Raw genomic sequence first — 23,102 nt, 5'->3', positions numbered from 1 at the left:
GCTGCATGGGTGTCGGTTTCCTGAGCATGACGCCCATTAAACGACAAAGCCCGGCGCGTGGCCAGGCTTTGGGGGGTACTTTGTCAGCAGTCTGAGGCCAGAGCACGAGCTCTGGCCTTTTTGCTTGGCGACTGCATTCAATCCGGCTGACGAGCGCCGCATTAGCGGCGCGTACAACGAACGAAGCAGCGCTGCCTGGCGAACGGGCGCCTGCTTAGTTCTGCGTGCCCTTGTCGTTCGTGCCGGCTGCCGATGCCGCTGCAGCGACCGGAGCGCGCTTGCCGTGCGACTTCAGCTTCTTGACGTGGTGCTTCTTCGGTGCGCTAGCTGCAGCGGCCGGAGCGGCTGCGTCCGATGCTTGTGCGAAAGCTTGAACCGAGACCAGCGCGATCGATGCAGCTGCGAGCGAGACGATAACTTTTTTCATGTGTTGTTCCCCAAACCTAACGACTGAGTCAGTGTGAATGAAATAGCTGCACGGTGAAGCACACAGGGCTCAGGCGCCCTGCCGCTCCCCGCGGGAGAGTATTACCTGGCGTAGGGAGTTTGTCATGCGCAAAACCCGATATGTATTTTCCTGGAGACAGCTCGCTTTCGAGACGCTTTCACCCATAAGCGCGCGATACCAGGGAGATTCCCTGGCCCGCCGTCAGACGAGGTTGCGCAGCAGGCTCGCGGTCTCGAGCAACGTCGGCAGAACGCGGTGCAGCGCGGCGTTCGCCGATTCTTCGCCGATCGGCATGCTGACGCTGATCGCCGCGACGACCGTGCCGTGCCGGTCGCGCAAGGGCACCGCGACGCCGCGCACGCCGAGCTCGAGTTGCTGATCGGTGACCACGTAGCCGTTGCGCCGGATTTCGCCGAGCACTTCGCGCAGCCGTTCGATGGTGGCATACGTGTGCGGCGTGAACACCTTGATCGGATACGACGCGAGCCATTGCTCGATGCTCTCGGGCGCCTGAAACGCCAGCAACACCAATCCCGCCGACGACAAAGGCGCCGGCGCGCGCGAGCCGAGCACGAAGCCGACCGCCATCGCCCGATTCACGCCGTTGCGGGCGACGTAAACCACGTCGTGTTCGTCGAGAATCGCGACCAGCGCCGTTTCCTGGAGCGTCGCCGTGATCCGTTGCAGGAAGGGCTGGACCGTGCGCGGCAAGCGCGCGGAGTCGAGATACGACTGCCCGAGCCGCAGCACACGCGGCGCGAGCCAGAACAGCTTGCCGTCCGTGTCGACGTAGCCGAGTTCGCGCAGCGTCAGCAGATAGCGGCGCGCCGCCGTGCGCGACAAGCCGGCGCGGCCGGCTACTGCCGTGGGCGTCATGCGCGCGTGCTCTTCGTCGAATGCCTCGATGATCGCCAATGCCTTCGCGGCGCCGGCGATCCAGTCTTTGTCGTCCATCGGTTGCCTGAGATTTTCGCCCGCTAATGTGGCGATGCGACCGTCGCCATGCCGCCAGCGTCGGCCGCGCGAAATACGGGGCATGCGGCGGAGCAGGGAATGCGGTTGTTTGCGCGCAATTGTGCCCGAAGCCGTGGCGTCTTCGCGCGATTATCGCGCGCGAGGACGGTGGCCTGTCACGCCGTGCGTCGGGTTGTAGTGGGGCGAATCGGTGTGCGTTTTAACTCAAGCGCGCGCAAGCGGAAGTAGTACGACCGAGTGCCGCAGCGACGGCTGCTCAAGCGGCTCGCGGATGCGTATAGAGGTGCGGGGAGTCGGCCGTCGGCGGAAAAACGCACCAGCAGCCGTCGTCGTGGCGAAAGAAGAAGAGTCCGCGCGAGCCGGTAGCGGCGTCAACCGCGGAAGTCTCGACGCGCACATAGCGTCGGCCGCCGACGCGCGTGCGGCTGAATTCGGTGACGTGGACAGCCGCCGAAGGCGCCGGCGCGAGCCATTTATCGACGAGGAAACGCAACGACTGTTCGCTCGCGGCTCTCATGATCCGCTCCTCGCCGGCTTGTTTTCCGGGGCTTCGCGGGTGGTGTCGGTATCGTCGCTGGATTGACTGTCGCGCGAGGCTTCGTCCCGCTCGGCCGATGCAAGCGCCATATCCCGGTTCGTCGCCGCCGCCCGCAGCGTGCTGCAATGGGTAGCATGTCTGATATCCGAGAGAAGACGGACCAACTGTCGTGCTGTTCTGCGCTTCATTCCACACCCCCGCACCGCACCAATAACTTCAGAAAACACTTTAACTCTATGCCTCGATCGGGCATTGCCAAAGCTTTTTGACGAAATAGCAACACTCACGCTTGCAAAAAGAGAGTCGCAAGCTTCGTACCGCCACGTTCAATGTGCGCTTCGCGCTGTAAGCGGTCTGTACGCTCGCGAGCAAACGGCAGACGAAAGACAACCGCGCGCCGAACGCGGCGCTAACTACGAGTTATCCACACGAGCCTTTGCATAACCTCGGGACAGTGCATGGAACAGGCTGTGCGCGAAATCTTGATAAGACCGACTTCGCTGCCGGCCGCCCCAAACTTATCCCGGCTTCGTAGTTTTTCTACAGAGTCGTCCCGCAGGGTTATCGAATTCCCATTACCTTGATGTAACGGAAGAATCAGCGGTTATCCACAGAGCGGGCTAACCCTTGTTAACTACTACTACGTATGTATACGAAGGAAGTAAACGACATAGGAGAACTGCCGCCGCACGCCGCTTTTGCAAGCGAAGCGCGCTGCGTTCAGCGGCGAGGCAGTGGGGAGGAGTCAGTGAAGAATCAATGAAGAGTCAGCGAAGCGTGCCGGCTTCGCTCGCCGGTTGGACGGAGGCGGCCTTGCCGATCAGCTCCGGCGTATCGGACGCTGGCGCGGACATCGGCGCAGACATCGACGCAGATGCGGGCGGCGCTGCCTCGACCGGCATCGGCAACAGATGCGTTTCGATGCGGTCGTTGACCACCGGCTGGGTGCGCACGACCGTCTGCAGATAATGATCGACGAGACCAAAGAAACGGTCGTAGAACTTGCCTGACGGAATGGTCTCACTGGAGATCTTCACCATCGCGTCGCTGTTCGAGCGTATCGGCAGCGACAGCGACCCGAGCACACTCAAGCCAACGCTCGCCGACGTATCGCTCTTCTTCAGCGCGAAGCCGTTCTGCACCGCATTCACGTAGACGATGCTCGTACTGCTCGCCTCCTCGCCCGGCGTGCACACGACGTGAAATTCGACGACAACATGCGTATCGCCGGACGGCTGAAAGTTCTTGGTGCCGTCGACGGTATCGTTGCGCGTCATCGTCGTCAGATAGCCCTGGCTCAGCAGCGCGCGGCGCGCCGCTTCGCAGGTGTCGGTCACGCTCGAATTGAAATTGCGCGCGTACGGACTCGCGCCGGTTTCGAACAACTCCTGCTGGAATTTCGGCGTGGGCGCGCTGCTGCAAGCGGCGAGCAGCATCAGGCCGCACAGCGAGGCCACGGTGGTTTTGAAAAGCGAGGTGGACATGGTCAATCTAAAAAGCGCTGCGTACATGCGGACGAGCCGCGAGGGAAATGCATTGTAGAGCGGTTGACGCTTGTGCGTAAAAAGCGTGCAACGAAGCCGACGGTGCGCGAGTGGCGGCCGTCTGTCGGTGTCTGGTGGATGGGGGGATGGTGAAGATGGCAGCACTGAATGAGTGCCGCTGAGACTGCCGCTAGGGCCGCAGGCGCCACCAGGGCTACCTTGACGACGCTCCGCCCTGCACATCAGCGAAGAAACGCAAACAAGCGCCGCCGATTAATTCGCCACCGCGGCAAGCCCCGCCGACGCTACCGCCCCACTTGCACCGACATTAGCCGCCGCCGTATTAGCACCCGCCGCGTTAGCCGGAGCGACAGCGCCTCCATTACTCGCGTTGCCGGGCGCAGGCGAGCAACGGCCCGTCGCGTGAGCGTCGCACGCATCGGTCTTCGCGTTGAGATTCTTGATGGGGTCTTGCGGCGTGGCCACGCCCGCAAAGTCGCCGGCGCGCAAGCTGACTTTCTGCGCGTACGCTTGCGAGCCGCCGTAGCTCTTGAGCGCGGCGTTCATGTCGCCGTTCGCCGAGCGCATGTAGCCGTACAGAATCGCGGAGCCGACCTCGATGTTCGCCGTCGGTTCGGTGAGATCCTTCACGTTCCTCAGAAGCCCGCGATGCGCGCTCGGCACCACCTGCATCAACCCGGTTGCGCCGTTGGCGCCCTTGGCCTTTTCCTTGAAGCGGGATTCGATCGAGATAATCGCGAGCAGCAGCGCCGGCGGCAACGAATATCTGGATGCCGCCGATTGAACCGCATCGGATATTTTCTCGGCCTTTTCCTTGGCGAGCCCGAATTTCTGCGTCAGATAGGCGGACACGCGGTCGCCATTTTCCTCGGCCACCGCGGATTGCGCGAGGCCAAGCGAAAGCAGAATCAGGCAGAGTAACCGGCTCATGGGAAAGGTCTGAGGAAAAGTCTGCGCATTATAACCTTGCCTAAAAAATTGGCATCTCTTGAATTGAATGCGGATGCAAAGCAAAGTGCCGGCGCGCGCGAGCCGTGCATACGGAGGCACGCGGCGTCGCCTCACTGCTTGCTCCGCGCCGTTTGTAGATGCAGACATTTGGTCCGTTAGTTGCAAACTAGCGAATCAGTCGGGCCTATCGCAACGATCGGCGCATAAGCTAAACCGCCCCGTTCCCGCGGATTTGAGACAATGACGTTCGCGCCGTGGACGGCCAGCCGTCCGCGGCAATCGCAGGCTTATCAAACCCGAGACGTCTTCTGTATGAGCAAGACCGCATTTATCCCGAGCGTCCCCGCCGCGTCAGAGGACGATTTCGACATATCGACGACCTCCAGGCTGGTGGGCTATCGACGCTTCTTCGGCGTGTTGAAGGTCGTCCGAACCACGGACGGCCGCGTGCTGTTCCCGTTCGACGGCGCGCCCGAACTCGGGCCGTACCCGACGAAGCTCGAAGCGGTCGCCGCGGCACAGGTCTACGGCGAGCACATCGTCACGAGCGACCTCGCGCGGCCGGAGTTGTGAGGCGCATAAGCGGCACGTGTGGCACAGGTGCCGCGCGGTGCATGGCCGCGGTTGCATAAACGAAAGTTGCAATAAAAAAGCGCCGGCTAGCCGGCGCTTTTTGCTGGATGCGCTACTCAGCACAGACCCGCAACGCTCCCCCGCCCTCACTCCACCGTCACCGACTTCGCCAGATTCCGCGGCTTATCGACATCCGTGCCACGCGCGCAAGCCGTGTGATACGCGAGCAACTGCAGCGGCACCACATGCAGGATCGGCGAAAGCACGCCATAGTGTTCAGGCATGCGAATCACATGCAGACCTTCGTCGTTGACGATCTTCGTGTCCGCGTCGGCGAAAACGTAGAGCTGGCCGCCGCGCGCTCGCACTTCCTGAATGTTTGACTTCAGCTTCTCCAGCAACGCGTCGTTCGGCGCGACGGTGACCACCGGCATCGCCTCGGTCACGAGCGCGAGCGGCCCGTGCTTCAACTCGCCAGCGGGATAAGCTTCCGCGTGAATGTAGGAAATCTCCTTTAGCTTCAGCGCGCCTTCCAGCGCGATCGGATAATGCATGCCGCGTCCGAGGAACAATGCATGTTCCTTGCGCGAAAATTCCTCCGACCACGCGATGATTTGCGGCTCCAACGCCAGCACGCTATTGAGCGCAGCCGGCAGATGGCGCAGTTGCCTGAAGTATTCGGCCTCCTGCTCCGGGCTCACGCGCCCGCGCAGCTTCGCAAGCGTGACGGCCAGCACGAATAGCGCGACGAGCTGAGTAGTGAATGCCTTCGTCGACGCGACGCCGATTTCGCGGCCCGCATGCGTGAGGAACGCGAGCTCGGTCTGACGCACCATCGCGCTCGTGCCGACGTTGCACACCGCCAGCGTATGCCGATGCCCAAGCGTCTGCGCATGCTTGAGCGCCGCGAGCGTATCCGCGGTTTCGCCCGACTGCGAGATCACCACGACGAGCGACTTCGGATTCGGCACCGACTCGCGATAGCGATACTCGCTGGCAATTTCGACTTGCGTCGGAATCTTCGCGATCGACTCGAGCCAGTACTTCGCCGTGAGCCCCGAGTAGTAGCTCGTGCCGCACGCGAGGATCAGCAGATTGTCGATGTCCGCGAACACCTTGCCGGCGCCCTCGCCGAACAGCGACGCGTCGAACGAATCGGACGGCGGAATCGTGTCCGAGATCGCGCGCGGCTGCTCGAAAATCTCTTTCTGCATGAAGTGGCGATACGGGCCGAGCTCGACCGCGCCGCCGTACGCCGCGACCTGACGCACTTCGCGCAGCGCTTCGTTGCCCTCGCGATCCGCGATCCGCACGCCTTCGAGCGTCAACTCGCAGACGTCGCCTTCTTCCAGGAAAATGAAGCGCTCGGTGCTGCCCGCGAGCGCGAGCGCGTCGGACGCGAGGAAGTTCTCGCCGTCGCCGAGCCCGACCACGAGCGGCGAACCCTGGCGCGCGCCGACCACCGTATGCGGCTGGTCTTTATGCAGCACCGCGATCGCATAAGCGCCGTGCAGTTGCCCGACGGCCTCGCGCACCGTCGCGAACAGATCGCCGCGATACAGGCTGTGAATCAGATGCGCGATAACCTCTGTGTCGGTCTGCGAGACAAACGTGTAACCCTTGCCACGCAGCATCTCGCGCAACGACTCGTAATTCTCGATGATGCCGTTGTGTACCAACGCCAGCGCATCTTTCGAGAAGATCGGATGGGCATTGTCGGTCACGGGCGCGCCGTGCGTCGCCCAGCGCGTATGCGCAATACCGGTAATGCCGCCGAGTTGGCTCTCGCGCACCTGCTCGTCCAGATCGGCGACGCGCGCCACGCTGCGCGCGCGCGCCGGGCCGCTTTCGCCCAGGACCGCGACGCCGCACGAATCGTAGCCGCGGTATTCGAGCCGCCGCAGTCCTTCGATCAGGACGGGGACGATATTACGTTGCGCTGCCGCGCCGACAATGCCGCACATGGTCTTGTTCCTATTCAGTGCTGGAATGTGCGAAGGCGCGAATCGCGGCGCCCACGCTCTTCGTCAATTCTTCTTTTTGGTCGGGCGTACATAGCCCGTCTTGCTGGTTTGCGTCTTGTCGTTCAGCACGAGCGCGTCCGCTTCGACGTCCTTCCAGACCGTCGTGCCCGCCGCGATTGTCGCGCCGCGCTTCACGCGCACCGGCGCAACGAGTTGCGTGTCGGAGCCGACGAACACGTCGTCTTCGATGATCGTGCGGAACTTGTTCGCGCCGTCGTAATTGCAGGTGATGGTGCCCGCACCAATATTCACGCGTGCGCCAATATCCGAGTCGCCGATATAGGTGAGGTGATTCGCCTTCGAGCCGTGGCCGAGCACCGCGTTCTTCACTTCGACGAAGTTGCCGACGTGCGATTCGTCCTTCAGCGACGCGCCTGGGCGCAGCCGCGCATACGGTCCGAGCACGACGTGCGCGCCGACTTCCGCGCCTTCGATATGCGTGAACGCATCGACCCGCGTGCCTGCGCCAATGCTCGCGTTACGGATCACGCAGTTCGGTCCGATCGTCACGTTATCGGCAAGCGTGACGCGGCCTTCGAATACGCAATTCACGTCGATGGACACATCGCGGCCGCATTCGAGCGTACCGCGCACATCCACTCGCGCCGGGTCGGCCAGCGTCACGCCGGCCACGAGCAACGCATCCGCCGTATTGCGCTGGTGAATCCGCTCGAGTTCGGCAAGCTGCTGCTTGCTGTTCACGCCGAGCGTTTCCCACTCGTCCTGCGGCTGCGTGGTGACGACGTCGAGACCCGCTTCGATCGCCAGTTCCACGGCGTCGGTCAGATAGAACTCGCCTTGCGCGTTATCGTTCTTCAGCGCGGCGAGCCAGCCCGACAGCGGGCCGGTCGGCGCAACGACGATGCCGGTGTTGATCTCGTCGATGAGAAGCTGATCGGCGCTCGCATCTTTCTGTTCGACGATGCGCGACACATTGCCTTGCGGATCGCGCACGATGCGGCCGTAGCCGCTCGGGTCCGCGAGCTTCACGGTGAGCACGCCATAAGCGCCGCCACCTGTGCCCTCGCCTGCACCCTCGCCCGCGCGCTCGACAAGCGCCTGCAAGGTGCTGGCGCGCGTGAGCGGCACGTCGCCATACAGCACGAGCGTAGGCACCGAAGGATCGAGAAGCGGCAACGCCTGCTGCACCGCGTGGCCAGTGCCGAGCTGTTGCTCCTGCACGGCGAACTGGACGTCGGGCGCGGCGACCGCATCGCGAACCGCCTCGGCGCCGTGGCCGATTACCACGACGAGGCGCGTGGGCTTCAGCGTGCGGGCAGTGTCGATGACATGAGCGAGGAGCGGCCGGCCGGCCAGGGGATGGAGCACCTTGGGCAGCGCGGAACGCATGCGCTTACCGGTGCCTGCCGCCAAAATCACGATGTTCATGGCGTCGGCATATAGACTAGTTTGGAGCCGACGATTCTATCACGCACCCTCTCGCGAAAATGGCCGCGAAAGCGGCCACATTGCAAGCGAAAGTAAGTGAAGAAGCGCCTTTTATGCGGGACTTCCGGTCACAGATCGTCGAACTGCACAATCGAGATCGGCCGCGCCGCACCGAGCGGCGCACCGTCACTCGCATCGGTCGAACACGGTTCTTCGTCGAATGCGATGTCGCCTTGCGGGTCGGCCTCGCCGGTCGCGCGCAAATCCGCGAACGGAAACAGCTTGTGATCCATCAGATGCGACGGCACGACGTTCGTCAACGCATTGAACATGTTCTCGATGCGGCCCGGAAAGCGCTTCTCCCAATCGCGAATCAGCGCCTTCATTTCCGCACGCTTCAGGTTCGGCTGACTGCCGCACAGATTGCACGGAATGATCGGGAATTCACGCAGCTCGGCGTACTTTTCCAGATCGGTTTCCTTCACGTAAGCGAGCGGACGGATCACGATGTTTTTGCCGTCGTCCGATTGCAGCTTGGGCGGCATGCCCTTCAGCTTGCCGCCGTAGAACATGTTGAGCAGCAGCGTTTGCAGAATGTCGTCGCGATGATGGCCGAGCGCGATCTTGGTCGCGCCGAGTTCGCCCGCCACGCGGTACAGAATGCCGCGCCGCAGCCGCGAGCACAGCGAGCACGTGGTCTTGCCCTCGGGCACCAGCCGCTTGACGATGCTGTAGGTATCCTGATTCTCGATATGAAACGGAATGTCCAGTTGCTTCAGATACTCGGGCAGCACGTGTTCCGGAAAGCCGGGCTGCTTCTGATCGAGGTTGACCGCGACGATGTCGAAGTTGATCGGCGCGCGCTCGCGCAGGCGCATCAGCACGTCGAGCATTGCGTAGCTGTCCTTGCCGCCCGACAGGCACACCATCACCTTGTCGCCGTTCTCGATCATGTTGAAGTCGCCGATCGCCTGGCCCACCTGGCGCGCGAGCCGCTTGAAGAGCTTGTTGTTCTCGTACGCCTCTTTCTGCTCGCGGCGCGTGAGCGGCGACTTTTCGCGAGCGGCGGGCGCGGCGGCGTCCATGATTTCGGGAGCGTTCATGGCTCAGTCCTCTTTGATTCGGAATACTTCGACGCCCACCGCGTCGCAGTCGGGATACACATCGGGCTTTTCTGTCGACACGCGCGCGGCCCGCACTTGCGGATGCTCGAGCATGGTCTTCACCAGATCGTCGCACAGCGTTTCCTGCAGATGAATATGACCTTGCTCGACGCGGCGCGAAATGGTGGATCGCATGAAGTCGTAGTCGACGACTTCGGCCAGCTTGTCTTCAACCGGCGTGGACAGCGCGAGCGGCACGAACAGTTCGACGTTGATCACCACGCGCTGTTCGCCGCGCTTTTCGAAGTCGTGCACGCCGATGTTGATGTGCACTTCGTAATTGCGCAGAAAGAGCCGGCGGCAATCGGCAAGCCGGGGATGCGAAAGAGCGGCAAACATGTTCGTTCCAGTCGAAAAAAGCGTGCGTGGCACGCAAGGGGGCGCAAGCGGTGCTTCAGGCGCCCGTCAAAAACATCACGTCGCGCGGCAGCGGCACGAGGTGCTGCCCGCCGTCGACAACCAGCGTCGTTCCAGTGACGCCGCTTGCATCCGCGAGATACAGCGCGGCGGCGACGACATCTTCGGGCCGCGACGCGCGACCCAACGGCGTAACGGTGTGAGCCGCCGCAAAGCTTTCCGGCGTCTGATCGGCGGATTGCATCGTGAGGCCCGGCGCAAGCCCGACCACCCGCACCATGGGCGCCAACGCCTGCGCAAGCGCGACCGTGGCGGTCTGCAACGCCGCCTTCGACAACGTATACGACAGGTAGTCCGGGTTCATGTTGTACAGCTTCTGATCCAGCACGTTGATGACCACGCTGCGCTGCGTTTCGTCCGTCAGCGCGGCTTGCGGCGTCGCGTCGTGCAGCATGCGCGCGAGCACGAGCGGCGCGCCGAGGTTCATCGCGGTCAGCTTCAGCAGCAGCTCATAGCCGACGTCGAGCGCGGTGTCTTCCTCGAAGCGCGAGGCGTTGTTCACGATGCACGCCGGCCGGCCGAGCGCGGCGATACAGGCCGGCAACAGGCCCGTGACTTGGGCCTCATCGCCCAGTTCGGCGTGCAAGGCCACCGCCCGGCGGCCCATGCCGACGATTTCCGCAACCACCTCTTCGGCTTCGTGCCGCGAGGCGCCGTAGTGGACCGCCACGTCCCAGCCGCGCGCGGCAAAGCCAAGCGCGAGCGCGCGTCCGATGCGGCGCGCGGCGCCGGTAATCAGCACGACGCGCGGCGTTTCAGGCGCGCGGGCGCCGGCAGTGTCCGTGGAAGCGGTCATTTACAATGCGGGGATGAATCCGAAAGCTCACCAACCCGATAGTTTACCTGCTCCCAGCTCAAGCGCGCTCGCGCAGTCAGAAGCGCTCGTCGCCCGGATTCGCGCCGAACTCGACGATGCCGGCGGCTGGCTGCCGTTCGACCGCTACATGGAGCGCGCGCTGTACGCGCCCGGACTCGGCTATTACAGCGGCGGCGCCCGCAAATTCGGGCTGCGCGGCGACGACGGCAGCGACTTCGTCACGGCGCCCGAACTGTCGCCGCTCTTCGCGGCCACGCTTGCGCGGCCCATCGCCGAAGCGTTGCAGACAAGCGGCACGCGCGACGTAATGGAGTTCGGCGCGGGCACCGGCAAGCTCGCGGCCGGCCTGCTCAACGCACTGGCTGCACTCGGCGCCGAGTTCGACAGCTATTCGATCGTCGATCTATCCGGCGAATTGCGCGAGCGTCAGCGCGAAACCATCGCAGCCGCCGCGCCCGCGCTCGCCGCCAAAGTGCGCTGGCTCGACGCGTTGCCCGAGCGCTTCGAAGGCGTGGTGATCGGCAACGAGGTGCTGGACGCGATGCCCGTGCGGCTGTTCGCTTCCGTCGACGGCGGGTGGCGCGAACGTGGCGTCGTCTGGCGCGACGGCTGGTTCGCATTCGAAGACCGTGAAATGTCCGCGTCGGCCGATACGGCGCTGCTCTCGGAAATCGACACCGGCGGCGGCGATTACGTGGCGGAGACGCACGACGCCGCTCGTGCCTTCACGCGGACCATCTGCACGATGCTCGCGCGCGGCGCGGCGTTTTTCATCGACTATGGCTTCCCGCGTCACGAGTACTACCATGCGCAGCGCGCGCAAGGCACGCTGATGTGCCACTACCGGCATCGCGCGCACGGCGATCCGTTTGTTTATCCGGGCTTGCAGGACATTACCGCGCACGTGGAATTCACCGGCATCGCCGAAGCGGGCGTCGAGACCGGCGCGGACCTGCTGGGCTTCACATCGCAAGCACGCTTCCTGCTGAACGCGGGCATTACGGATGCGCTTTCCGAAATCGATCCCGCCGACACCGCGCGCTTTCTGCCCGCGGCGAATGCGGTCCAGAAGCTGTTGTCGGAGGCCGAGATGGGTGAGCTCTTCAAGGTGATCGCGTTCTCGCGCGGACTCGAAGACACGCTGCAGGCGTTTGCAAGCGGCGACCGGTCGCATACGTTGTGACGCCGGGAGAAGCGTCATGATCCGCTGGCTGCTGACCACGTTCGTTGCTCTCGCGGTGCTGTCGGCCTGCTGGCCGTGGCTTCGCAAGCTCGGCATTGGACGCATGCCCGGTGACGTGACCGTGCGTCTTTTCGGACGCGAATATCATTTCCCGTTCATGTCGACGCTGTTGCTGTCGATGCTACTGTCGTTTATCGCGCGGCTCTTGTAGCTGCGGTTTCTCGAACGCGGTTTGCGCTGACAGGCAACGGCGGCCCGTGCATCGAGCGTTTCACTCCAGCGCCGCCGCCACCGCCCGCACACGCTCCTGATGCACGGCGTCCTTGATGCCGGCCGGCGCATCGGCGAGTTGCTTCGCGACCGCACCCGCATCCACGCCGCGCGCCGCGACGAGCGCGACTCTCAAGCGCTCGGCCTGCGGATAGTCGCGCGCCTCGAAACCGAGCCGTCCGCGCGCGTCGGCTTCGCAAGCCTGCAAGGCTTCGGCAAAACGCGACGGCTTGCGAATCGCGTCGCTGCGCTCGAGCAGGCGCACGAGCGCAGCCGCGCCCATTTCCATCACGCGATGAATGTTGCCGTGCTCGCGCGCCACCAGCAATGCGAGATCGCGGCATTCGTTCGGCACGCGCAAGCGCTCGCACAGCGGCTTGAGCAGATCCACGCTGCGCCCTTCGTGGCCGAGATGCCGCGGCAGGATGTCTTCAGGCGTAGTGGCTTTACCGAGGTCGTGCGTGAGCGCGGCGAACCGCACGGGCAGCGCGTAGCCTTGCTGCGCGGCGTGGTCGAGCACCATCATGACGTGCACGCCCGTGTCGACCTCGGGGTGATAGTCGGCGCGCTGCGGCACGCCGAATAGCGCGTCGATTTCCGGCAGAATGCGCGCCAACGCGCCGCACTCGCGCAGCACGTCGAACATGCGCGACGGCTTTTTTTCCATCAGACCACGCGACACCTCCTGCCACACGCGTTCGGCGACGAGCGCATCCACTTCGCCGTCGGCGACCATCTTGCGCATCAGCGCGAGCGTCTCGGGCGCGACGCTGAAATCGGCGAAACGCGCGGCAAAGCGCGCGATTCGCAGGATGCGCACCGGGTCTTCGAGAAACGCGTCGCTGACGTGGCGAAAAAGTTTCGCCTCGAGATCGCGCTGACCGCCGAACGGATCGATGACCGGCCCGGTCAGCTCGCCGTCGGGGCGCACTTCGCGCGCCATCGCGTTGATGGTGAGATCGCGGCGCGCCAGGTCTTCCTCGAGCGTCACGTCGGGCGCATAGAAAAACTGGAAGCCGTGATAACCGGCCGCGGTCTTGCGCTCGGTTCGCGCGAGCGCGTACTCCTCATGCGTCTGCGGATGCAGGAACACAGGAAAATCCTTGCCCACCGGACGGTAACCCTGCGCGATCATCTGCTCGGGCGTCGCGCCGACCACCACGTAATCGCGGTCCTGCACCGGCACGCCCAGCAATTCGTCGCGAATCGCGCCGCCTACTGCATATATATTCATGGGCATTCGTCTAGATACGCGATGGTGTGCGTCTCGCTCAACGCGTCGTCGATCCAGGCTTTCACTGCGGGCTGCGCGCTCAGCCGGCGAACATAAGCCAGCGACGTCTCCGACAACGGCGGCTGCCACGTCCTGAAGCGCATGGCCACCGGCGCATACATCGCGTCGGCAATGCTGAACTCGCCGAACAGGAACGGACCGCCATAGGTATCGAGGCAGTCACGCCAGATCGCCTCGATACGCGCGATGTCGGCCAGCACGCCCGGCGTCGCGTTCTTGCCGGCAAACGACGCGCGAATGTTCATCCACATATTCGAGCGCAGTTCGCCGAAGCCCGAATGCATCTCCGCGCTAACGCTGCGAGCATGCGCGCGCGCCGCCGCATCGCGCGGCCACAGCGCGTGCTGAGGAAAGCGCTCGGCGAGCGTTTCGGCGATGGCGAGCGAGTCCCACACGGCAAGACCCGCGTCGTCGATCAGACAGGGAATCTTGCCCGGACCGTTCGGCGCCTGCGCGAGCACCGCAGCATTGGTGCCGGGCTGATTCAGATGGATCAGCACTTCGTCGAATGCGATGCCGAAATGCCTGAACAGCAGCCACGGCCGCATCGACCACGACGAATAGTTCTTGTCACCAATAAGCAGCTTCATGCGGGTTCGTATGAGAAGTAGAGAAAAAGTCAGCGGCCCGCGCTCGCGCGGAACGTGTCGAAACGCGAACGTGCCGAGGCGCCGGTCAGATACACGGGCGCGATCGTTTCGATGCTGGCCGGCTCGAGGCCGAGCTCGGGCGCGAGCGGGCGGCTTAGCACGTTGTCCTGTTTCATCGAATCAAGATTGTCGCGCGTGATGACCGGTTCGCCCGGCGCCAACTCGAACGTCATGGCTTGCATGCGCGCGAGCGCTTCGGGCAGGCGGATGATGCTGGCATGCCGGCCGATCACGTCGCCGCAATATCTGACGAGTTCTTCGAGCGTATAGACGCTCGGGCCGCCGAGTTCATAGGTCTTGCCGTTGGCCGCATCGAGGTCGAGCACGTTGACGATCGCCTTGGCGACGTCGCCGACATAGACCGGCTGGAACTTCGCGTCCGGCATGGCGAGCGGAATCACCGGAAAGATGCGCTGCAAGAACGCGAACTTGTTGAGGAACTGGTCTTCCGCGCCGAACACGACGGAAGGCCGGAACACCGTCCACGCGAGATTCGCCGCGTGCACCGCTTTCTCGCCGTCGCCCTTCGAGCGCGCGTACATGCTCGGACCGTTCGAATCGGCGCCGAGCGCGCTCAAATGAATCAGCCGATGCACGCCCTTGCCTTCGCAAGCCGCCGCGATTTTAGTGGGCAATTCGACGTGCGCGCGCGCGAACTCGGGACCATACGGCGTGCGGCGTTTGCCATGCAGCGTGCCGACGAGATTGATCACGCAGTCTGCGCCTTCGACAAAACGCGCGAGCTGGACCGGATCGAACACATCGGTTTCGATCACGTCGATGGGCAGCAGCGTGAGATGGCGCGCGTTGTAACGCCGCCGTGTGGCGATGCGCACGTCCTTGCCCATTTCAACGAGGGCGTTGACGAGATGGCTTCCGATAAACCCGGAACCGCCGATGATCGCAATGGCTTTATGTCGCATTTTCGACTCCCTGGTGGAAGCCGCGGCAACGGCTGGCGTGGCGCACCGCCGCCTCGCAATTGCAGCGAGGCAGCGGTGGCACGGCGCTTACGGTGCGATGTAACCCAGACGCGCCTTCAGCGATTGCGGACGGCCTTCGAACAATGCCGCGTAGTAGACCGTGTTGGACAACACATTCTTGACGTAGTCGCGCGTTTCCTGGAACGGAATCGCCTCGGCGAAGATCGCGCCTTCAACCGGGTGCTGCAACGTCTGCCGCCAGTTGCGCGGACGGCCCGGACCGGCGTTGTAACCCGCGGTGGCCAGCACGGCCGAACCGTCGAACTGATTGTAGATCATCGACAGGTAGTTGGTGCCGAGCAGAATGTTTGTATTGATGTCGTTCATCTGCTCGCGAGAAATCGGGCCGAGGCCGATCTTCTTCGCGACCAGTTGCGCGGTGGCGGGCATCAACTGCATCAGGCCGCTCGCGCCGACTTCGGAGCGCGCGTTCATGATGAAGCGCGATTCCTGGCGGATCAGCCCGTAGGCCCATTCCACGTCCAGCCCGTTCGACTGCGCATCACGCTCGACAATGTCGCGGAACGGCGACAGATAGCGCAGCGAGAAGTCGTGTTCGGTTTTCGTGCGATCCGCCGTGTTCACCGCGCGGTCGTACAACTGGATACGGCGCGCGTATTCGGCGGCGGCCAGCAACTGACGGTCGCTCATGTTGCGCAGCGGCCAGTTCCATTCGCGATTGCCTTCGAGCCGCAGATTCAGCGCGTAGAAGCGCTGCGCGAGATCGAAGCCCGGCGTATTGCCGGCCTGCTGGATTTCGGAATCGGTGACCGTGGTTTTTGGCGGCACCGCGATCTTCTGGCCGAGTTCTTCCGCGGCGAGTTGGCCGTAGAAGTTAAAGCCCTGCGAGATCGACTCGAATTCCTGGTTGGCCGTGGTCGTGTCGCCCGCCTGCTTGAGCGCGCGGCCATGCCAGTAAGTCCACGAAGGCTGGTTGCGCAGCGCGGCCGGCATCTGTTCGATCGACCAGCGCACCATGTTCCAGTCTCCGGCGAGCAACGCGGTGCGCGTGCGCCATTCGTAGGCGGGATTCGAGAGCGGCGCGTTGGCCGACAGCCGATACCAGTCCGCGGCGCTCGGCATCTGCTTGGCCGCCGCCTGATACGCAATCGTGCCCCAGCCGATGGCGCGCTCCGGCGAATTCAGCGAGGGCGCCACCGATGCAAACGTGGCCGCGGCCATGGCCGGATCGTTGCGCGCCATGCGCGTGATCGCGAGCAACGCGAGTTGATGCGATTGCGGATCGGCGCCGACGCCGCGCGCGAGCAGCAGCGGCGGCGTGCTGGTGGCCTGGCCGAACAGCACGGGATCGGGCGCCTGGCTGCCGAGCGCGTCGACGAGCTTGCTGCCGGTATTCGTGTAGTTCTGTTCGTAGGCGAGACGGATCTGCTGCCAGACGTCGTCGGTGCTGAACTGCTTGTTGACGCCGAGGATCGTGATCAGATCGACGCAGCCGTCGCCGTACCATTTCGGATCGACGAGCAGCGCGCGCGCCGCGTCCGCGACATTCTCGCCGCGCGACGCACGCGATTCGAGCGCGTAGCACTTCACCTGCGTGTCGTCGTTCAGCACGAAGCGTGCGTATTGCTGGTCGAAGTTGCGCCAGTCGTGGCGCGAGCCGAGAACCGTGAGGTAGTCGTTGCGCATGCGGTCGGCAATGGCCTGGCCGTCGTACTTCTGCAGGAACGCGAGCACCGGCGCGTCGGGTGCGTCGACGCGCGCGTGGCCGCCCGAATCGAAGAGCTGCGGCTTGATCTGGAAGTACTCCAGATAAGAAGGCGCCGGATAGCCCGGAATCATGCTCGCGAGCTGCGCCGCGCGCGCCGCGTCGTTATTGCGGGCAGCCTCGCGCAACTGGACGAAAATCTGGTCGTCGTTGGTGAGCTGCGAAATGGGAAGAGGCTTGACGGCTGACGCCGTGCTGCATGCGACGAGAGCGGCTGCGGCAAGCGCCATACCGGCCGCGCGATATACTCGATAAAGACTTTTTGACATCGTTGTTTCTGGAGCGCGAATTGAACCCAAGCATAGCATGCAACCCTTCGGCGGAATCGAAAAAGACACTGCGCCGGACGCTATTGGAAACAAGGCTGCAAGCGGCTTCCGAGCCGGCGAACAATGCCGCGCTCGCGCGCCGCGTGCTCGACGCGCTGAAGCATTTCGACGTGCGAAGCGTCGGCTTTTACTGGCCGCTCGCGGGCGAATTCGATGCGCGCGCAGCGATCTCGATCTGGCTCGCGGGCGGCTCGGCGCGCGAGGCCAGTCTGCCGATCATCAGGGAACGCGGCGTGCCGCTCGAGTTTCACGCATGGTCGCCGGATACGCCGATGAAGATCGGCCATCACAAGATCGCTGAACCCGCGACCGAACGACTGGTGATTCCCGAGCTATTGCTCGTGCCCTGCGTGGGTTTCGATGCCGACGGCTACCGGCTCGGTTACGGCGGCGGCTATTACGACCGCACGCTCGCTGGCTGGCCCGGCGCGACGAAGCCGATCACGGTGGGCGTCGGATACGAGGCGTGCCGAACGGTGGCGCTCGAGCGCGAGGCTCACGACATTCCGCTCGATATGATCGTCACCGAAAGCGGACTGCACGCGCGGGCCGCGGGTTAGGCGTTAGGCACAGCGAGAAATGGCTCGAGGCGCAGACAACAGCACGCACCCGTTCGAGCTTCGCTTACCTTCAACGACGACGCGCCGCCGCCTCGTCTTTATAACGACGCCGCCGCGCGCGCGGCCGTGTCGTACATGCCGGACGCATTGCGCATCAACTGCGCCGCCTCGCCGATCTGTTCGTTGGTGAGGCCGCTTTCCTTCAGCGTCGAAATCAGGCAGCTCTCGCGCACTTCGCGGTACTTCAGGCAGAGCGCGCGGCCCGCGTCGGTCGCGGAAAAAAACACTTCCTTGCCGGTCTTTTCGCTTTTTACATACCCTCTAGCTACGAGCTTCTTCAGCGCGTAGGTCGCAACGTGCGTGTCCTCGATGTTCAGCACGAAGCAGATGTCGGCCAGCTTCTTGCGTCGCTCGCGATGACTCACGTGATGCAGCAGCGAGACCTCGATGGCCGTCATGTCCTTTTCCCCGGCCGCCGACATGCAGCGCACCATCCATCGGTTGAATGCGTTGCCGGCCATGATGAGCGCGTACTCGAGCTCGGACAGCTCCGCGCTCGTGTCGGACACGAGATGTTCCGACGAGACGATCTTGGTGGGATGCCGCGACATGTGTGTTTCTCGGGAATCGGTGTGAAGAAGGGTCAAGAGTTGTCGGGAGTGTACGACGACGAGCGCGCGGCGGCGAGCCTGGCGAAAACTCTTATTGATAAATTGTTGATATTTTATTGACAATGTACGCTCCAGACATCGCGCAACGGTCCTGCCGCGTTTTTCCCGACGGTGCGCAATGCAGAACTCTTCGACTTCTCCGGGTCTTCAAGCCATGAGCCAACCCAAAATCTTTCCGCTCGGCGACGCCGCGCTGGTCTGCGAGGCGCCCCCGCCCGCGACGCTCGACTGCCAGCGTCGCGTGTGGGCGGCGGCCGAACTCGCGCGCGACTGGCCGCATGTGCTGGAAGTCGTGCCGGGCATGAACAACCTGACCCTGGTGTTCGATCCGCTGGAAGCCGATCGCGAGGCGCTCGCGGACCGCTTGCAACAGGCGTGGGGCGCAGCCGGCCAGGCGCCGGCTGCGGGCCGCGACGTCGACATTCCGGTTCAGTACGGCGGCGAGTTCGGCCCCGACCTGGCCGCCGTCGCCAACCACACCGGTCTGAGCACGCGGGAAGTGATCGAGCGGCATTCGGGCGGTCAGTATGTGGTGTTTTTCCTCGGCTTCCAGCCGGGCTTCGCGTACATGGGCGGCCTCGAAGCGGCGCTGCATACGCCGCGCCGCGCGTCGCCGCGGCTCGAGGTGCCGGCGGGTTCGGTCGGCATCGGCGGAGAGCAGACGGGCATTTATCCGGCGACGTCGCCTGGCGGCTGGCAGTTGATCGGCCGCACCGAACTGCCGCTCTTCGATCCCGCACGCCGCCCGCCCACGCTGTTGCAGCCGGGCGACCGGGTGCGCTTCACCATCGCGGGGATACACGCATGATCGACGTGATTCGCGCAGGTCTTTTGACCACCATTCAGGACCTCGGCCGTCACGGCTACCGGCATCTCGGCGTCGCGATGGGCGGGGCGCTCGACCGCTTGTCGCTGGAAGTCGGCAACCGGCTGGTCGGCAACCGGCCCGACGCGGCCGGCCTCGAAATCACCTTCGGCCCGACCGTGCTGCGTTTTCTTCGCGCGACGCGCGTCGCCATCACCGGGACGGAATTCGGCGCGACGCTCGACGGCAAGCCGGTCTACTCGTGGTGGAGTCTGCCGGTCAAAGCCGGGCAGGAACTCGTGCTGAACGCGGCGAAGCGCGGCATGCGCGGCTACGTGTGCATCGCGGGCGGCATCGACGTCTTGCCGATGCTCGGTTCGCGCAGCACGGACCTCACCGGCCGCTTCGGCGGCCTCGGCGGCCGGGCGCTGCGCGACGGCGACCGCGTGCCGCTCGGCGCGCCGCCGCAGCGCGGCCAGGTCGGCTTCTCGCCGGAAGCGCCGGAATTCGGCGTGAAGGCGCCCGCCTGGTGCAAGTTCGTGCTCGTCGACGAACCGCTGCGGCGCGGCCGTCATCCGACGGGCGTGCCGTGGGCCGTGCCGATCCGCGTGCTGCGCGGCCCCGAGTACGACAGCTTCGCCGACGAAGCGCACGAGTCGTTCTGGTCCGACGAGTGGCTCGTCACGCCGAACAGCAATCGCATGGGCTACCGGCTCGCCGGCAGCGAGCTGAAGCGCAAAGAGAAGGCCGATCTGCTGTCGCACGCGGTGCTGCCCGGCACGATCCAGGTGCCGCCGAACGGCCAGCCGATCGTGCTGATGAGCGATGCGCAGACGACCGGCGGCTATCCGAAGATCGGCGCGGTGATCCAGGCCGACTTGTGGAAGCTCGCGCAGGTGCGCCTGAACGCGGCGGTGCGCTTCATTCCGACCACACCCGATGAGGCGCGCCAGGCTCTGCTCGACGAGCGCACGTATTTGCGGCAGATCGACGCCGCTATCGCAATGCATGAAGAACGCTGTGCGCGGCAGATGGCCGTCGCGGCGCTGTAACCAGGCAGGGGAACACCATGGAAATCGATCTGAACGCCGATCTCGGCGAAGGCTGCGGCTCCGACGAAGCGCTGCTCGACCTCGTCAGCTCCGCGAATATCGCATGCGGCTGGCACGCGGGCGGCGCGAACGCGATGCGCGACTGCGTGCGCTGGGCGGTGCAAAAAGGCGTGTCGATCGGCGCGCATCCGAGCTTCAACGACCCGGAAAATTTCGGCCGCAAGGAAATGGACTTGCCGGCGAGCGAGATCTACGCAGGCGTGCTGTATCAGCTCGGCGCGCTGTCGGCAATCGCGCAGGCCGAGGGCGGGCGCATCGCGCACGTCAAGCCGCACGGCGCGCTCTATAACCAGGCCGCGCGCGATCCGAAGATCGCGGACGCGATCGTCTCGGCAGTGCATGACTTCGATCCGTCGGTCGCGGTGTTCGCGCTCGCCAACAGCGGGCTCGTGACGGCCGCGCGCAACGCGGGGCTGACCGCCATCGAAGAAGTCTTCGCCGATCGCGGCTATCGCGCCGACGGCTCGCTGGTGCCGCGCAAGGAGCCGGGCGCGCTGCTCGACGACGAAGACGAAGTGCTCGAACGCACGCTCGCGATGGTGCGTGAGCAGCGGGTGCGCGCCGTCGACGGCCAATGGGTGCCGCTCAACGCGCAAACCATTTGCCTGCACGGCGACGGTCCGCATGCGCTCGCGTTTGCGCGGCGCATTCGCACTGCGCTCGAGCAGGCCGGCATCGAAGTGCACGCCGCCGGCGCGGCAAGCGTCTGAAGCCGGCGCGAACGCTTTTTTATGACGCATTGAATACTTTCTCCGACGCCCCGCTTTAAGCGGGGCGTTCGCCAGATACGGGACGATTCGATGAACGTTGCCCGTATCGGCGGCGGATTCTCGCAGCAGATGAAGTTGCAAATGAAGTTGCAAGCGCAGTTGCAGTCGAAGTCGCAGTACGCAGCAACGCGGCCGCCAAGAGCCGCGCAAAACACGGCGCGGGGATCGCCCGCGCCGGCTCATGTTAGCCGCCACAAGCGGCAAGGTCGAAAACCTGTTTGGAGATCCAGATGCAGACAACAGTCAGTTTATGGCCGCTGATCGGCGTGGCCGTCATCATCGTTGGCTTTTTATTGCGGTTCAATCCGATGCTGATCGTGGCGGTCGCCGCGATCATCACCGGCCTGGCCGCGCACTTCCCGCCAGAGAAAATCCTCGCCGAAATCGGCACGGGATTCATCAAGACGCGCAACATTCCGTTGATCATTCTGCTGCCGCTCGCGGTGATCGGGCTGCTCGAACGGCACGGCCTGCGCGAGCGCGCGCAGACGTGGATCAGCGGCATCAAGGCCGCCACGGCCGGGCGTCTTCTGATCGTCTATCTGCTCGTGCGCGAGCTCACCGCGGCGGTCGGCCTGACGGGTCTCGGCGGACATCCGCAGATGGTGCGTCCGCTCATCGCGCCGATGGCCGAAGGCGCGACCGAAACGCGCTTCGGCAAGATCAGCGACGCGGTGCGCTTCAAGCTGCGCGCGTTCTCGGCGGCAACGGACAACGTCGGCCTGTTCTTCGGCGAGGACATTTTCGTCGCGTTCGGCGCGATCGTGCTGATGACCACGTTCCTCAAAGAAGCCGGCATCATCGTCGAGCCGATTCATGTTGCGGTGTGGGGCATTCCGACCGCGATCTGCGCGTTCCTCATTCACGGCTTCCGCCTGTATCTGCTCGACCGCAAGCTCGACCGCGAATTGCGTGGCAACGCGAATGCGGGCAACACCGCAGCGCCGGCTCAACGTGCTCAACCGGCTGCAGGAGATAAAGCATGACGCTCACGATTACCTATCTGTTCTGGCTGCTGGGCGTGGTGCTGCTGATCATCGGCGGCATGATCGTTACCGACAAGGAACACCCGCGCCGCCTCACGGCCGGCGGTTTCTGGATTCTCTACGCGCTGATCTTTCTGATCGGCGACAAGCTGCCGCCCGCCGTGGTCGGCGTCGCGGTGATCGCGATGGCGCTGATTGCCGGCTTTGGCGGCGTCACCGCCGGCAAAGCGCGCGTGCTGTCGCTCGAAGCGCGCAAGGCGAGCGCCGCGCGTCTTCGCAACAAGCTGTTCGTGCCCGCGCTGACGATTCCCGTGATCACCGTGATCGTCACGTTGTCGGCGAGCCACCTCGTGTTCGGCGGGCTGCCGCTGATCGAAAAGGCCAACGTCACGTTGATCGGCTTCGGCATCGGCTGCGTGATCGCGCTCGCCATTGCCTGCGTGCTGACGCGCGACACGGTCGGCCAGTCGATGAAGGAAGCGCGCCGCCTCGTCGACGCGCTCTCGTGGGCCGCGGTGCTGCCGCAAATGCTCGGCATGCTCGGCCTCGTGTTCTCCGATGCGGGTGTCGGCAAGGCCGTCGCTCACGTGACGACTGCGTACATCAGCCTCGATTACCGCTTCATCGCGGTGGCCGTGTACTGCATCGGCATGGCACTCTTCACGATGGTCATGGGCAACGGCTTCGCCGCGTTCCCGGTGATGACGGGCGGCGTAGGCGTGCCGATTCTGGTCGGCGTGTTCCACGGCAATCCGGCCGTGATGGTGGCGATCGGCATGTTCTCGGGCTACTGCGGCACGCTGATGACGCCGATGGCCGCGAACTTCAACATGGTGCCGGCCGCGCTGCTCGAACTGCCGGACAAGAACGCGGTGATCAAAGTGCAGATTCCGACTGCGCTGACCCTGCTGGTCGTGAACATCTTCCTGCTCAATTTCCTGATGTTCATGTAGAAGATTGCAC

24 protein-coding genes are annotated in these 23,102 nt (G+C 64.2%); 9 read left to right on the top strand and 15 right to left on the bottom strand.

What is annotated here, in order from left to right; translation table 11 throughout:
- Nucleotides 1–214 precede the first annotated feature (214 nt).
- The 5 genes from C8K18_RS23805 to C8K18_RS23780 form a co-directional block, all read right to left on the bottom strand.
- Nucleotides 215–427 carry a hypothetical protein gene (locus tag C8K18_RS23805; protein ID WP_006052583.1) on the bottom strand — a complete coding sequence of 71 codons (213 nt, stop codon included), beginning with the start codon at nt 425–427 and terminating at the stop codon, nt 215–217.
- A 222-nt stretch (nt 428–649) separates the two neighbouring features.
- Complete coding sequence (locus tag C8K18_RS23800) at nt 650–1,402, bottom strand: IclR family transcriptional regulator C-terminal domain-containing protein (RefSeq protein ID WP_006052582.1); 753 nt, start codon at nt 1,400–1,402, stop codon at nt 650–652.
- Between the two features lie 277 nt (nt 1,403–1,679).
- Complete coding sequence (locus tag C8K18_RS23795) at nt 1,680–1,940, bottom strand: hypothetical protein (protein ID WP_006052581.1); 261 nt, start codon at nt 1,938–1,940, stop codon at nt 1,680–1,682.
- 788 nt (nt 1,941–2,728) lie between these two features.
- Nucleotides 2,729–3,445 carry a DUF2242 domain-containing protein gene (locus tag C8K18_RS23785; RefSeq protein ID WP_107710087.1) on the bottom strand — a complete coding sequence of 239 codons (717 nt, stop codon included), beginning with the start codon at nt 3,443–3,445 and terminating at the stop codon, nt 2,729–2,731.
- A gap of 273 nt (nt 3,446–3,718) precedes the next feature.
- A complete protein-coding gene (locus C8K18_RS23780; RefSeq protein ID WP_107709927.1) occupies nt 3,719–4,396 on the bottom strand; it encodes a transglycosylase SLT domain-containing protein in 678 nt (225 codons plus the stop codon).
- A 333-nt stretch (nt 4,397–4,729) separates the two neighbouring features.
- Here C8K18_RS23780 and C8K18_RS23775 point away from each other — a divergent pair, with 333 nt between their 5' ends.
- A complete protein-coding gene (locus tag C8K18_RS23775; protein WP_029970907.1) occupies nt 4,730–4,990 on the top strand; it encodes a DUF6723 family protein in 261 nt (86 codons plus the stop codon).
- Nucleotides 4,991–5,136: 146 nt separating this feature from the next.
- Here the strand turns inward: C8K18_RS23775 and glmS are convergent, their stop codons facing one another.
- From glmS to C8K18_RS23750, 5 genes are all read right to left on the bottom strand, one after another.
- A complete protein-coding gene (glmS, locus tag C8K18_RS23770) occupies nt 5,137–6,954 on the bottom strand; it encodes a glutamine--fructose-6-phosphate transaminase (isomerizing) (protein ID WP_029970908.1) in 1,818 nt (605 codons plus the stop codon).
- A 63-nt stretch (nt 6,955–7,017) separates the two neighbouring features.
- A complete protein-coding gene (glmU, locus tag C8K18_RS23765; RefSeq protein WP_006052576.1) occupies nt 7,018–8,403 on the bottom strand; it encodes a bifunctional UDP-N-acetylglucosamine diphosphorylase/glucosamine-1-phosphate N-acetyltransferase GlmU in 1,386 nt (461 codons plus the stop codon).
- Between the two features lie 128 nt (nt 8,404–8,531).
- Nucleotides 8,532–9,506 carry a tRNA 2-thiocytidine(32) synthetase TtcA gene (gene ttcA / locus C8K18_RS23760; RefSeq protein ID WP_107709929.1) on the bottom strand — a complete coding sequence of 325 codons (975 nt, stop codon included), beginning with the start codon at nt 9,504–9,506 and terminating at the stop codon, nt 8,532–8,534.
- A 3-nt stretch (nt 9,507–9,509) separates the two neighbouring features.
- Complete coding sequence (locus C8K18_RS23755; protein ID WP_006052574.1) at nt 9,510–9,905, bottom strand: dihydroneopterin aldolase; 396 nt, start codon at nt 9,903–9,905, stop codon at nt 9,510–9,512.
- Between the two features lie 55 nt (nt 9,906–9,960).
- A complete protein-coding gene (locus C8K18_RS23750) occupies nt 9,961–10,779 on the bottom strand; it encodes an SDR family oxidoreductase (protein WP_107709932.1) in 819 nt (272 codons plus the stop codon).
- Nucleotides 10,780–10,792: 13 nt separating this feature from the next.
- Between C8K18_RS23750 and C8K18_RS23745 the strand changes: the two genes are divergently transcribed.
- Complete coding sequence (locus tag C8K18_RS23745; protein WP_107709934.1) at nt 10,793–11,983, top strand: class I SAM-dependent methyltransferase; 1,191 nt, start codon at nt 10,793–10,795, stop codon at nt 11,981–11,983.
- A 16-nt stretch (nt 11,984–11,999) separates the two neighbouring features.
- The gene (locus tag C8K18_RS23740; protein WP_006052570.1) at nt 12,000–12,194 is read left to right on the top strand and encodes a DUF2905 domain-containing protein; all 195 of its coding nucleotides are present in this window, start codon (nt 12,000–12,002) and stop codon (nt 12,192–12,194) included.
- Nucleotides 12,195–12,254: 60 nt separating this feature from the next.
- On the opposite strand, the gene C8K18_RS23735 is transcribed toward C8K18_RS23740, so the two are convergent.
- The 4 genes from C8K18_RS23735 to C8K18_RS23720 form a co-directional block, all read right to left on the bottom strand.
- Nucleotides 12,255–13,487 carry a multifunctional CCA addition/repair protein gene (locus tag C8K18_RS23735; protein WP_006052569.1) on the bottom strand — a complete coding sequence of 411 codons (1,233 nt, stop codon included), beginning with the start codon at nt 13,485–13,487 and terminating at the stop codon, nt 12,255–12,257.
- Nucleotides 13,484–14,137 carry a glutathione S-transferase family protein gene (locus C8K18_RS23730; RefSeq protein WP_107709936.1) on the bottom strand — a complete coding sequence of 218 codons (654 nt, stop codon included), beginning with the start codon at nt 14,135–14,137 and terminating at the stop codon, nt 13,484–13,486. The genes C8K18_RS23735 and C8K18_RS23730 overlap by 4 nt, the downstream gene beginning before the upstream one ends.
- A 29-nt stretch (nt 14,138–14,166) precedes the next feature.
- Nucleotides 14,167–15,120: a complex I NDUFA9 subunit family protein gene (locus C8K18_RS23725; protein ID WP_053858850.1), complete on the bottom strand. Its 954-nt coding sequence runs from the start codon at nt 15,118–15,120 to the stop codon at nt 14,167–14,169.
- Nucleotides 15,121–15,207: 87 nt separating this feature from the next.
- Entirely contained in the window at nt 15,208–17,175 is a 1,968-nt protein-coding gene (locus C8K18_RS23720; protein WP_053858851.1) for a lytic transglycosylase domain-containing protein, read from the bottom strand.
- A gap of 20 nt (nt 17,176–17,195) precedes the next feature.
- Between C8K18_RS23720 and C8K18_RS23715 the strand changes: the two genes are divergently transcribed.
- Nucleotides 17,196–17,795: a 5-formyltetrahydrofolate cyclo-ligase gene (locus tag C8K18_RS23715; protein WP_161966579.1), complete on the top strand. Its 600-nt coding sequence runs from the start codon at nt 17,196–17,198 to the stop codon at nt 17,793–17,795.
- 98 nt (nt 17,796–17,893) lie between these two features.
- Here C8K18_RS23715 and C8K18_RS23710 read toward each other — a convergent pair whose 3' ends face one another.
- The gene (locus C8K18_RS23710; RefSeq protein ID WP_006052563.1) at nt 17,894–18,406 is read right to left on the bottom strand and encodes a winged helix DNA-binding protein; all 513 of its coding nucleotides are present in this window, start codon (nt 18,404–18,406) and stop codon (nt 17,894–17,896) included.
- A gap of 214 nt (nt 18,407–18,620) precedes the next feature.
- Here C8K18_RS23710 and pxpB point away from each other — a divergent pair, with 214 nt between their 5' ends.
- The 5 genes from pxpB (at nt 18,621) to C8K18_RS23685 (ending at nt 23,092) form a co-directional block, all read left to right on the top strand.
- A complete protein-coding gene (pxpB, locus tag C8K18_RS23705) occupies nt 18,621–19,274 on the top strand; it encodes a 5-oxoprolinase subunit PxpB (protein WP_107709938.1) in 654 nt (217 codons plus the stop codon).
- The gene (locus C8K18_RS23700) at nt 19,271–20,323 is read left to right on the top strand and encodes a biotin-dependent carboxyltransferase family protein (RefSeq protein WP_006052561.1); all 1,053 of its coding nucleotides are present in this window, start codon (nt 19,271–19,273) and stop codon (nt 20,321–20,323) included. The genes pxpB and C8K18_RS23700 overlap by 4 nt, the downstream gene beginning before the upstream one ends.
- A 17-nt stretch (nt 20,324–20,340) precedes the next feature.
- Nucleotides 20,341–21,093 (top strand): 5-oxoprolinase subunit PxpA, encoded by a 753-nt coding sequence (gene pxpA / locus C8K18_RS23695; RefSeq protein ID WP_006052560.1) that lies wholly within the window; start codon nt 20,341–20,343, stop codon nt 21,091–21,093.
- 290 nt (nt 21,094–21,383) lie between these two features.
- On the top strand, nt 21,384–22,139 hold the full coding sequence (locus C8K18_RS23690) for a DUF969 domain-containing protein (protein ID WP_006052559.1): 756 nt from the start codon (nt 21,384–21,386) through the stop codon (nt 22,137–22,139).
- Nucleotides 22,136–23,092, top strand: coding sequence for a DUF979 domain-containing protein (locus C8K18_RS23685; protein WP_006052558.1), 957 nt, complete (start codon nt 22,136–22,138; stop codon nt 23,090–23,092). Before C8K18_RS23690 ends, C8K18_RS23685 begins: the two co-directional genes overlap by 4 nt.
- Nucleotides 23,093–23,102: the final 10 nt, after the last annotated feature.

The sequence above is a fragment of the Paraburkholderia sp. GV068 genome (genome assembly GCF_003058125.1).
Taxonomy (GTDB): domain Bacteria; phylum Pseudomonadota; class Gammaproteobacteria; order Burkholderiales; family Burkholderiaceae; genus Paraburkholderia; species Paraburkholderia graminis.
This window is presented reverse-complemented; position numbering and strand designations above follow the sequence as displayed.

Bases quoted from the DNA above. Each gene is read 5' to 3' on its own strand.
- C8K18_RS23805 (WP_006052583.1), bottom strand. From the start codon at position 427: ATGAAAAAAGTTATCGTCTCGCTCGCAGCTGCATCGATCGCGCTGGTC.
- C8K18_RS23800 (WP_006052582.1), bottom strand. From the start codon at position 1,402: ATGGACGACAAAGACTGGATCGCCGGCGCCGCGAAGGCATTGGCGATC.
- C8K18_RS23795 (WP_006052581.1), bottom strand. From the start codon at position 1,940: ATGAGAGCCGCGAGCGAACAGTCGTTGCGTTTCCTCGTCGATAAATGG.
- C8K18_RS23785 (WP_107710087.1), bottom strand. From the start codon at position 3,445: ATGTCCACCTCGCTTTTCAAAACCACCGTGGCCTCGCTGTGCGGCCTG.
- C8K18_RS23780 (WP_107709927.1), bottom strand. From the start codon at position 4,396: ATGAGCCGGTTACTCTGCCTGATTCTGCTTTCGCTTGGCCTCGCGCAA.
- C8K18_RS23775 (WP_029970907.1), top strand. From the start codon at position 4,730: ATGAGCAAGACCGCATTTATCCCGAGCGTCCCCGCCGCGTCAGAGGAC.
- glmS (WP_029970908.1), bottom strand. From the start codon at position 6,954: ATGTGCGGCATTGTCGGCGCGGCAGCGCAACGTAATATCGTCCCCGTC.
- glmU (WP_006052576.1), bottom strand. From the start codon at position 8,403: ATGAACATCGTGATTTTGGCGGCAGGCACCGGTAAGCGCATGCGTTCC.
- ttcA (WP_107709929.1), bottom strand. From the start codon at position 9,506: ATGAACGCTCCCGAAATCATGGACGCCGCCGCGCCCGCCGCTCGCGAA.
- C8K18_RS23755 (WP_006052574.1), bottom strand. From the start codon at position 9,905: ATGTTTGCCGCTCTTTCGCATCCCCGGCTTGCCGATTGCCGCCGGCTC.
- C8K18_RS23750 (WP_107709932.1), bottom strand. From the start codon at position 10,779: ATGACCGCTTCCACGGACACTGCCGGCGCCCGCGCGCCTGAAACGCCG.
- C8K18_RS23745 (WP_107709934.1), top strand. From the start codon at position 10,793: ATGAATCCGAAAGCTCACCAACCCGATAGTTTACCTGCTCCCAGCTCA.
- C8K18_RS23740 (WP_006052570.1), top strand. From the start codon at position 12,000: ATGATCCGCTGGCTGCTGACCACGTTCGTTGCTCTCGCGGTGCTGTCG.
- C8K18_RS23735 (WP_006052569.1), bottom strand. From the start codon at position 13,487: ATGAATATATATGCAGTAGGCGGCGCGATTCGCGACGAATTGCTGGGC.
- C8K18_RS23730 (WP_107709936.1), bottom strand. From the start codon at position 14,137: ATGAAGCTGCTTATTGGTGACAAGAACTATTCGTCGTGGTCGATGCGG.
- C8K18_RS23725 (WP_053858850.1), bottom strand. From the start codon at position 15,120: ATGCGACATAAAGCCATTGCGATCATCGGCGGTTCCGGGTTTATCGGA.
- C8K18_RS23720 (WP_053858851.1), bottom strand. From the start codon at position 17,175: ATGTCAAAAAGTCTTTATCGAGTATATCGCGCGGCCGGTATGGCGCTT.
- C8K18_RS23710 (WP_006052563.1), bottom strand. From the start codon at position 18,406: ATGTCGCGGCATCCCACCAAGATCGTCTCGTCGGAACATCTCGTGTCC.
- pxpB (WP_107709938.1), top strand. From the start codon at position 18,621: ATGAGCCAACCCAAAATCTTTCCGCTCGGCGACGCCGCGCTGGTCTGC.
- C8K18_RS23700 (WP_006052561.1), top strand. From the start codon at position 19,271: ATGATCGACGTGATTCGCGCAGGTCTTTTGACCACCATTCAGGACCTC.
- pxpA (WP_006052560.1), top strand. From the start codon at position 20,341: ATGGAAATCGATCTGAACGCCGATCTCGGCGAAGGCTGCGGCTCCGAC.
- C8K18_RS23690 (WP_006052559.1), top strand. From the start codon at position 21,384: ATGCAGACAACAGTCAGTTTATGGCCGCTGATCGGCGTGGCCGTCATC.
- C8K18_RS23685 (WP_006052558.1), top strand. From the start codon at position 22,136: ATGACGCTCACGATTACCTATCTGTTCTGGCTGCTGGGCGTGGTGCTG.